At 73.0% G+C, this 9,845-nt stretch carries 4 protein-coding genes; all 4 read right to left on the reverse strand.

Annotated features, from left to right (window positions below; translation table 11 throughout):
* Window positions 1-70: 70 nt before the first annotated feature.
* Genes IRY44_RS19480 through IRY44_RS19495 form a run of 4 tightly spaced genes read right to left on the reverse strand, consistent with a single transcriptional unit; the run spans window position 71 to window position 9,822 of the window.
* Complete coding sequence (locus IRY44_RS19480) at window positions 71-5,557, reverse strand: non-ribosomal peptide synthetase/MFS transporter (RefSeq protein ID WP_194801717.1); 5,487 nt, start codon at window positions 5,555-5,557, stop codon at window positions 71-73.
* Window positions 5,557-8,682 (reverse strand): non-ribosomal peptide synthetase, encoded by a 3,126-nt coding sequence (locus IRY44_RS19485; RefSeq protein WP_194801718.1) that lies wholly within the window; start codon window positions 8,680-8,682, stop codon window positions 5,557-5,559. Before IRY44_RS19485 ends, IRY44_RS19480 begins: the two co-directional genes overlap by 1 nt.
* On the reverse strand, window positions 8,679-8,867 hold the full coding sequence (locus tag IRY44_RS19490; RefSeq protein WP_135239827.1) for an MbtH family protein: 189 nt from the start codon (window positions 8,865-8,867) through the stop codon (window positions 8,679-8,681). The genes IRY44_RS19485 and IRY44_RS19490 overlap by 4 nt, the downstream gene beginning before the upstream one ends.
* Before the next feature lies 1 nt (window position 8,868).
* Window positions 8,869-9,822, reverse strand: coding sequence for a TauD/TfdA family dioxygenase (locus tag IRY44_RS19495; protein ID WP_194801719.1), 954 nt, complete (start codon window positions 9,820-9,822; stop codon window positions 8,869-8,871).
* Between the last annotated feature and the right edge of the window lie 23 nt (window positions 9,823-9,845).

The following is a 9,845-nucleotide window of genomic DNA, read 5'->3' on the forward strand; positions in this document are numbered from 1 at the left end:
AGGAGTTCGTGCCGGCCGGGGAGGCCCGGACCGGACACGAACTCCTTGATCAACCGGATGGGAGGCGGGGTCAGACCGAGACGAGTTCCTTCTTCTCGGCCTTGGCGGCCAGGCGCTTCTCACGCTCCTGGGCACCGATGAGGTCGTCCGGCAGGGAGTCCTCCACCTCCAGGTCGAACCGGCGGAGCAGCCGGATCGCGAAACCGCCCAGCGTGATGAGGATCAGCGCCGCGCCGAAGCAGATGTACGCGAAACCGATACCCCGGCCCGGGCCGGTGCCGATCACCGCGCCCACCGAGCCGGCGAGCGCCCCACCGGGTGCGAGCATCGGCTCGAACAGCGCGGTGGCGCCCGGCGCGAGCAGCGCGAACCCGATCGGCAGCGTCGACCAGGAGATGGTCTGGTTGAGGCTGAACACCCGGCCGTGGAAGCGCTGCGGCACCTTCACCTGGACGATCGTCGCGTAGATCGACTGCGCGGTGGTCATCGACATGGCCAGCCAGCAGAAGCCGACGCAGATCATCGCCACCGACGCGTCCAGGCCGATCAGCACGCAGCCGATCGCGGTGCCCAGGTTGCCGATCAGCACGCCGATCATGCGGCGCTTGCGCGGACCGCCCCACAGCGACATGAGCACGCCGCCGAGCACCGCGCCGACCGCCTCGGCCAGCGCCACCTGCGCCACCTGGGTCGGGCTGCCGAACGACAGCACCAGCGGCGTGATGAGCACCAGTGCGGGCGCCAGGAAGATGTTGCCCAGCGCGAAGTAGCCGAGCATCAGCCGGAACCCGCGGTGCCGCCACGAGTAGCGCATGCCGTTGGCGATGGCCACCAGCAGTCGTTCCCGGGGCCGCCAGCCCAGCGCGTCCGGGAAACGGACCACGGCGAGGGTGAGCACCGCGAACACGTAGCTGGCCACGTCGACCAGCAGGATGCCCTTCAGCTCGATGGTGGCGAGCAGGCCGGCCGCGAACGCCGGCATGAGCAGCGTGGCCACACCGGTGGAGAGCTGGGTGATGCCCATGGCGTGCCCCAGGTAGCGCTTGGGCACCAGCTGCGGCACCGCCGACTGGAACGCGATCCGCTGGAACGAACCGGCCACCGAACTGAGCGCCACCAGCATGTAGATGTGCCAGAGCACCAGGTTGTCGGTCCACAACAGGGCCGCCAGCACGAGCTGGACGGACCCGGCGAAGCAGCTCGCCGTCATCATGATCCGGCGCCGGCTGACCCGGTCGACCAGGGCGCCGGCCACCGGCAGCATGAGCACGCCGCAGATCAGCGCGAGCGCCCAGAGCAGACCGAGGTTCGCCACCGAGCCGGTGCGGTTGAACAGCCAGATCGGCAGCGCGAACGCGGTCAGCGCGGAACCGGTGCTGGAGATGAGCTGACCGGTCGTGATGGCCATGAACCGGCCCATGCTCGGCTTGACCGCCTTGGTGGGCTTGCGGTCCTCCGCCACCCGCAGCGTGTCGGCCACCACCCAGCCGGCGTCCTCGCCCCGGGCCTCCGGCGTCAGCGCGCCGACGTCACCGGCGACCACCGCCGGGTGCACCTGCGTGACGATCTCGGCCAGTTCCTCGGCGCGGTACTTGAGGAAGAAGTGCCCGGCCTGGTCGAGGACCACGAGGCCGAGCGTGTCGCTGAGGAACTGCCACTCGGCGTACCGCTCGCGGTAGTAGTCGGTCACCGGATCCTCGGAGCCGACCACCGAGATGATCGGCGTCCGGAGCTTCGCCGCCTGCTGGTCCAGCAGCCGGGTGAAGTACTCCTCCGAGGCGCGGGAGTCGGCCCGCATGTTGCTGATGATCCGGTCGGCCTGCTCCGGGTCCAGCTCGTCGGTGTCCACACCCATCGACTTGAGCCAGCTCGCCGAGTGCCTGTTGCTGCTGAGCCGCTCGAGGCGGTCGCGGAGCGCCGCGATCACGCCCTTCGGACGGGCGAACGGGAACATGGCGCCGATGTAGACGGCCTCCAGGTCCCGGCCGGCCGCCTCGACCTTGCGGGCCACGTCGGCGAGGATGGCGCTGCCCACGCCGCAGTGGCCGTACAGGGCGATCGGTCCCTCGACCCGCTCCAGGATCTCGTCGGCGACCCGGCTGGTCAGCTCGTCGAACGGCAGCGCGTCCTCGCTGAGACCCACGTCGTGGCCGGGGATCGCCAGCGACCACAGCCCGTACCCGGCCGGCAGCGCGTCGGCAAGCGGCTGGTAGACGATGGCGCTGCCGCCGCCGTACGGGACGCAGACGTACGTCAGCACCCGCTTGCCCGCCGGGATCGGCTTGGTCAGCTCGTAGAGCAGCCGGCGCGGCCCCTCCTGCGCGGCGTCACCGGAGATGAACGCGGCGAGGTCCCGGATGGTGCGCTGCTGGAACAGGTCCATCACGCCGACCGCCCGGCCGCCCAGCTCCGCCTTGCGGATCTTCGCGACCACCTGGGTGGCGAGCATCGAGTGCCCGCCCAGGTCGAAGAAGTCGTCGTCGATGCCGAGCGTGTCCACGCCCAGCACCTCGGACCAGATCGCGGCGAGCGCCCGCTCGGTGTCGTCGCGCGGCTCGACGAGCGCCACCGACGCCTCGCGGGTGACCACCGGCGCGGGCAGCGCCTTGCGGTCCAGTTTGCCGTTCGGGGTCAGCGGCAGCGCGTCGAGCGTGACGAACGCGGCCGGCACCATGTATTCGGGCAGCGTGTCCTTCAGCGCCGCCTTCAGCGCGGCGTGCTCGGCCTCCCCCACCAGGTACGCGGTGAGCCGCTTGTCACCCGGGCTGTCCTCGCGGACGATCACCGTGGCCTCGGTGACGCCCGGCTGGTCGCGCAGCGCGCTCTCGATCTCGCCCAGCTCGATGCGCAGACCACGCAGCTTGACCTGGTGGTCGATGCGGCCGAGGAACTCGATCACCCCGGCGCCGTCCGGGCCGACCACCCAGCGGGCCAGGTCACCGGTGCGGTAGAGGCGGGCACCCGGCTCGACGGAGAACGGGTCGGGGACGAACTTCTCCGCGGTCAGCGCCGGCCGGCGGTGGTAGCCGCGGGCCAGCCCGACACCGCCGATGTGCAGCTCCCCGGCCACCCCGACCGGGCACTGCGCGCCGGACGGGTCGAGCACGTGCAGCCGCAGGTTGGCGATCGGCGCGCCGATCGGCACGGTGGTCACCTCGGCGAGCCGGTCCGGCTCGCACGCCCAGGCGGTCACGTCGATGGCCGCCTCGGTCGGGCCGTACAGGTTGTGCAGGCCGCACCAGGGCAGCCGGGCGGTGAAGTCGGCCGCCGAGGCCGGCGGCAGCTCCTCACCGGAGCAGATCACCCGGCGCAGCGCGGTGGCCGCTTCCACGCCGTCCTCGGCGAGGAAGACGGTCAGCATCGACGGGACGAAGTGGGCGGTGGTGATCCGCTCGGACACCAGCAGGTCGCGCAGGTAGCCGGCGTCCTTGTGACCGCCGGGCTTCGCCAGCACCAGGCGGGCGCCGGTGCGCAGCGGCCAGAAGAACTCCCACACCGACACGTCGAAGCTCGCCGGGGTCTTCTGGAGCACCGCGTCGTCGGCGCCGAGGCCGTACGTCTTCTGCATCCAGTCGAGCCGGTTGACGATGCCCCGGTGCGTGTTCGGCACGCCCTTCGGGCGGCCGGTGGAGCCGGAGGTGTAGATGACGTACGCCAGGTTCTCCGGCCCGGCGGCCGGCGTGGGGTCGGTCTCGGGCTGACCGCTCCACACGGTGGCGTCGTCCAGTTCGAGCACCGTGGCGCCGGTGTCGGGCAGCACGTCACGCAGGTGCGACTGGACCAGCACCACCGGCGCGTCCGCGTCGCCGACCATGAACGCGAGCCGGTCGGCCGGGTACTCCGGGTCCAGCGGCAGGTACGCGCCGCCGGCCTTGAGCACGCCGAGCAGGCCGGCGACCAGTTCCACCGACCGTTCCGCGCACACCCCGACCAGGGTCTCCGGGCCGACGCCCGCCACGCGCAGCCGGTGCGCGACGCGGTTGGCCTGCGCGTTCAGCTCGGCGTACGTGCGCCTGTGCCCGTCGATGGTGACCGCCACCGCGTCCGGGGTGGCCGCGGCGCGCTCCTCGATCGGGCCGTGCAGCGTCTCGGCGCGCGGGAAGTCGGCGGTGGTGTCGTTCCAGGCGGCCAGCAGGTCCCGCTCGGCGGCGGGCAGCAGCGGCAGCCGGGACACCGGGGTGTCCGGCGCGGCGACGACCGCGTCCAGCAGCGCGGTCCACCGCTGCGCCATCCGCTCCACCGTGGCACGGTCGAACAGGTCGGTGTTGAAGACCAGCTTGCCCCAGAGACCGTCGACGGTCTCCACCGCGTGCAGCTCGAAGTCGAACCGGGTGGCCTGCAACTCCATCGGGGTCCAGGAGAACGTGACCTCGTCGGTGCGGGACACGCCGCGGAAGCGGCCCATCTCGTAGTTCTGCAGCACGAACATGGTCTGGAACACCGGGGAGCGGCTGACGTCGCGCGGCAGGCCCAGCTCGTGGACCACCTTGGCGAACGGCACCTCGGCGTGCTCGAACCCGTCGAGCACCGTACGGCGGGTGCGTTCCAGCAGCTCGGCGAACGTCGGGTCGCCGGCCAGGTCGGCGCGCAGCGGCAGCATGTTGATGAACATGCCGACGACGTTCTCCAGCTCCGGCGCGGACCGGCCGGCCACCGACGCGCCGATGGCGAAGTCGTCCTGGCCGGCGTGCCGGGCCAGCAGCACCTGGTACGCGGCGAGCAGCGTCATGAACAGCGTGCCGCCGCTGTCGCGGGTGAGCGCGTTGAGCGCCTCCGTGGCGGCCGGGTCGAGCTGGAACTCGACGAAGTCACCCCGGTAGGTCTGGGTGGCCGGGCGGGGCCGGTCCAGCGGCAGTTCCAGCGGCGTGATGCCGGCCAGCCGCTGCTTCCAGTAGTCGACGTGCGCCCGCGCCTGCGGCCCGTCCAGCTCCTGGGCCTCCCAGACGGCGAAGTCGCCGTACTGGATCGGCAGGGCCGGCGGCTCGCCGCCCCGGTAGAGCGTGATCAGGTCGCGCAGCAGCACGTCCACCGACCAGCCGTCACCGACGATGTGGTGTTGGGCGAGGAACAGCACGTGGTCGTCGGCGGCGAGCCGGATCAGCAGGGCCCGCAGCAGCGGCCCGTTCGCCAGGTCGAACGGCTCGGCCGCCGCCGCGTCGACGAGCGCCTGCGCGGCTGCCTCGTCGGGCGCGTCCACCACAGTGAGCGGCACGTCGGCGGTGTCCGCGACGACCACTGTGGGGCGGCCGTCGGCGTCGGCCGGGAAGCGGGTGCGCTGCGACTCGTGCCGGTCCGCGAGGGCGGTCAGCGCGACGCGCAACGCGTCCACGTCGAGTGGTCCGCGCACCCGCAGCGGCACCGCGATGTGGTACGCCGCCTCGCCCGGGGCGAGCTGGTCCATGAACCAGACCCGCTCCTGGGCGTAGGACAGCGGCACCTCGGCGCCGGACGGGCGGGGGGTGATCCGGGCCGCGGGGGCGGCCTGGCGGGCGCGTAGCCGTTTGGCGATCAGCGCCTGCCGGGCCGCCTCGCGGGCCGGATCCTTCAGGTCCGTCATCAGTTGGTTCCCTCTTCCGCCGCGAGCAGCGCGGCGACCTCGGTGTCGGAGAGCCCGTCGAGTTCGGCGGCGATCCGCTGTTCGATCTGGGCGGCCAGGTCGGCCACCACGGGGCTGCTGAACAGCGCCCGCATGGGCAGGTCGACGTCCACCTCGGCGCGGATCCGGGCCATCGCCCGCATGCCGCGCAGCGAGTTGCCGCCGAGGGCGAAGAAGTCGTCGTGGGCGCCGACCTTCTCCACCTGGAGGATCTCGGCGTACACCTCGGCCACCAGCTCCTCGGCGTCGGTGCGGGGCGCGACGTAGCTGTCCTGCGCCGCCTCGGTCGTCGCCGGGGCGGGCAGCGCGGCACGGTCCAGCTTGCCGTTCGGCGTCAGCGGCAGCGCGTCCAGCCGGACCAGGGCGGCCGGCACCAGGTGCGCGGGCAGCTCGCGGGCCAGTTCGGCGCGGACCGAGTCCTCGTGGGCCGGGCCCACCAGGTAGCCGACGAGCATCGGCTCGCCGCCGTCGGTGCGTACCGCCGCGGCGGCGGCGCGCACGTCCGGGTGGGCCAGCAGCGCGGCCTCCACCTCGCCCAGTTCGATGCGCATGCCGCGCACCTTGACCTGGTCGTCGCGGCGGCCCAGGTAGTCCAGCGTGCCGTCGGCACGCCAGCGGGCCAGGTCGCCGGTGGCGTACATCCGCGCGCCGGGCGGGCCGTACGGGCAGGGCAGGAACCGCTCGGCGGTCAGGGCGGGCCGGTCGTGGTAGCCGCGCGCGAGCTGGGTGCCGGTGACGTACAGCTCCCCCACCACGCCCGGCGGCACCGGCCGCAGCGCGGCGTCGAGCAGCAGCGCCCGGGTGTTCCAGGTGGGCGTGCCGATCGGCACCGGACCGGCCGGGACCGGCTCGCCGGGGGCGATCCGGGCCGCGACACAGCCCACAGTGACCTCCGTCGGACCGTACTCGTTGACGACGGCCACGTCGGGGTGCGCGGCCCGCCACGCGGCGAGCTGCTCCCCGGTCAGCGCCTCGCCGCCGATCACCAGGTCGGCCGTCGGCGACAGCTCGCCGTCGAGCAGCGGCAGGTGACTCGGCGTGACCTTGAGGAACGCGGGCCGGCCACCGGCGCGGGCGGCGGGCTCGTCGATCGCGGCGAGCCGTACCGTGCCGCCGGCGGTGAGCGTGCCGAGCAGGCCGGTCACGGTCAGGTCGAACGACACCGGCGAGTGCAGCAGCGCCACCCCGGCCAGCCCCGGGTAGGTGGCGCGGGCCCAGGCCAGGTACGCGGTCACCGCCCGGTGCTCGACCACCACGCCCTTCGGGCGGCCGGTGGAGCCGGACGTGTAGAGCACGTACGCCGGGTGCTCCGGGCGCAGCGGCGCGACCCGGTCGGCGTCGGTGAGGTCGTCGCCGGACTGGTCGGAGCCGACCTCGCCGTCGAGCACCAGCGCGTCACCGGGCACCAGGGCGGCGGTGTCCGGCGCGGTCACCACCAGCGCGGGCGCGGCGTCGGCCAGGAGGTAGGCGATCCGGCCGGCCGGGTACGCGGTGTCCACCGGCACGTACGCGGCACCGGCCTTGAGCACCGCCAGCATCGCCACGACCAGGTCGCAGGAGCGGGGCAGCGCCAGCGCGACCCGGGTCTCCGGGCCTGCTCCGCGCGCCACCAGCAGCCGGGCCAGCCGGTTCGCGGCGGTGTTCAGCTCGCCGTAGCCGAGCGTCACACCGTCACAGACCAGCGCCGCCGCGTCCGGGGTGGCGGCGGCCTGCCGCTGCACCTCGTCGACCACGGTGGCCGCCGGCACGTCGTGGGCGGTGTCGTTCCAGGTGCCGAGCACCCGCTCCCGCTCGGTGTCGGTGAGCAGCGGCAGCGCGCCGACCGTACGCTCCGGCTCGGCGACCGCGGCGGCGAGCAGCCGTACGTAGCGGTCGACCACCGTCTCGGCCGTGGCCCGGTCGAACAGCTCGGTGCGGTAGACCAGGCGGCAGTCGCCGGTGGTGATGTCGAATGCCAGGTCGTCCTTCGTGGTGCCCAGCTCCACCGGGTCGAGGCCGGAGTCCGGGATCCAGTTCAGCGCGGTCTGGAAGATCGGCTGCACCGACGGGTCACGCTGCGGGTCGACCGCCTCGACGATCTTCTGGAACGGCGTCTGCCCGTGCTCCATCGCGTCGATCAGGCCGTTGCGGACCCGGCCGAGCAGCGCCGCGAACGTCGGGTCGCCGGAGACGTCGCAGCGCAGCGCCACCGGGTTGACGAACATGCCGATCAGCGGCGTCAGCTCCGGATTGTCCCGGCCCGCGGTGGAGACGCCGACCACCACGTCGGCGTCGCCGGAGATCCGCGACAGCAGCGCCGCGAAACCGGCCAGCAGCACCATGTACGGGGTGGCCTGCGCGCCGGTGGCCAGCGCGCCGACGCGGTCCAGCAGCCCGTCGGGCAGCGTGAAGCGCACCTCGTCACCGGCGAAGCCGAGCTGGGCCGGGCGGGGCCGGTCCAGCGGCAGCCCGGTGACCGGCGGCGCTCCGGCCAGGTGACCGGTCCAGAACGCGAGCTGCCGGTCCAGTTCCTCGCCGGTGAGTTGCTGGCGCTGCCAGACCGCGAAGTCGGCGTACTGGATGGGCAGCTCGGGCACGGCGGGCTCGGCGCCGGTGCGCGCGGCCTCGCAGAGCGCGACCAGCTCGGCGTGGAACAGCACCGCCGAGTGGCTGTCGAAGACGGCGTGGTGCACCACGAACGCCAACGCCAGCCCCTCCTCCATGCGGATCAGCCGGGCCCGCCACAGCGGCGCCGCGTCCAGCGGGATCGGCGTGCGGGCCATCTCGCCGCGAAGGCGCTCGAACTCGGCCCGCTGCTCACCGGCCGGCAGGTGGGTGATGTCGGTGACGGGCAGCGACGCCGGCTCGTGGGCGCGCACGACCTGCACCAGCGCGCCGTCGTCGGTCCGCAGGTGGGTACGCAGCGCCTCGTGCCGGGCGATCACCCGGTTGACCACGTCACCGGCCGTGTCGGCGTCCACGCCGGCCGGGAACAGCCACGGGAAGGACACGTTGAACACCGGCGACCCGGCGTCGAGCTGGTTGGCCATCCACACCCGCTCCTGGGCGTAGGAGGCCGGGAAGGTCCAATCCTGGATCGTGCTCATGAGAGGGCCTCGCGCACCGAGCGGGGACGCATGTCGGTCCAGACCTCGTCGACGTGGGCCAGGCACTCCTCGCGCGTGCCGGCGAAGCCGGTGTCGTGCCAGCCGGCGGGCAGGTCCCGGTCGGCCGACCAGATCGAGTACTGCTCCTCGTCGTTGCGGACGACCAGGAATCGGGGTTCGGCCATGTCAGTTCGCTCCTGCGGTCTCGGGGGTGTACGGCTCGGCCATCGCCACGGCGATCTTGCGAGGACCGGTGAACGGTTCCCGGCCGTGCGCGGCGGTCATGTTGTCCACCACCAGCACGTCGTCGCGCTGGTAGTCGAAGCGGACGGTGGCGGCCCGGTAGGCGGCGCGCAGGTGGTCCATGACGTCGGCGGGGATCTCGCCGCCGTCGCCGTAGTAGGTGTTCGACGGCAGCCCGGCGGCGCCGAACATGGCCAGCAGCCCCTCCTGGTAGTCCTTGGGCAGGGTGCTGAGGTGGAAGAACGTGGCGTGGTTGAACCAGCGCGGGGTGTCCGAGCCGGGCCGGTGGTGCACCACGTCGCGGACCGCGCGGGTACGCAGGCCGTCCTTACCGACCCACTCCACGGTGATGCCGTTGTCCGCCGCGTACGCCTCGACCTCGGCGCGGCTCTCGGTGTTGAACACCTCCTGCCAGCGGGTGCCGAAGTCGCCGTGGAAGTTGCGCACCAGCATCCAGCGGCGGCGGATGAACTCCTCGCGGACCGCCGGGTCGATCAGCTCGTACACCCGGCGCACGTCGGCCAGCGGCGTGGCGCCCTGGGTGTCCGGCGGCGTGACGCAGTAGAAGAACAGCGTCAGCGGCCAGCGCGCCTGGTACGAGTTCTCGTTGTGCAGAAAGATCTCCTCGTCCGGCGGGTAGTCGGTCGAGGTGTAGACCCGGCCCTTGATGGAGTGCCGGGGCGAGGAGCGCTCGGTATAGGTCAGCGGCTCGCCGGCGAGTGCGCGGACGGCCTGGTCGAAGCCGTCCACGCCGCCCACGTCGAAGCCGCGGAACAGCAGCCCGCCGCTGGTGACGAGGGTGTCCCGCAGCTCGGCGCGCCGGGCCGCGATCAGGTCGGTCAGCGCCCGGCCGTCGCTCTCGACGACCACCGGCAGCGTCGTGGTTGTCTCGCTCATGGTGCGGTGTCTCCTGGTTCTGG

Source organism: Micromonospora sp. ANENR4, assembly GCF_015354395.1.
Taxonomy (GTDB): domain Bacteria; phylum Actinomycetota; class Actinomycetes; order Mycobacteriales; family Micromonosporaceae; genus Micromonospora; species Micromonospora aurantiaca.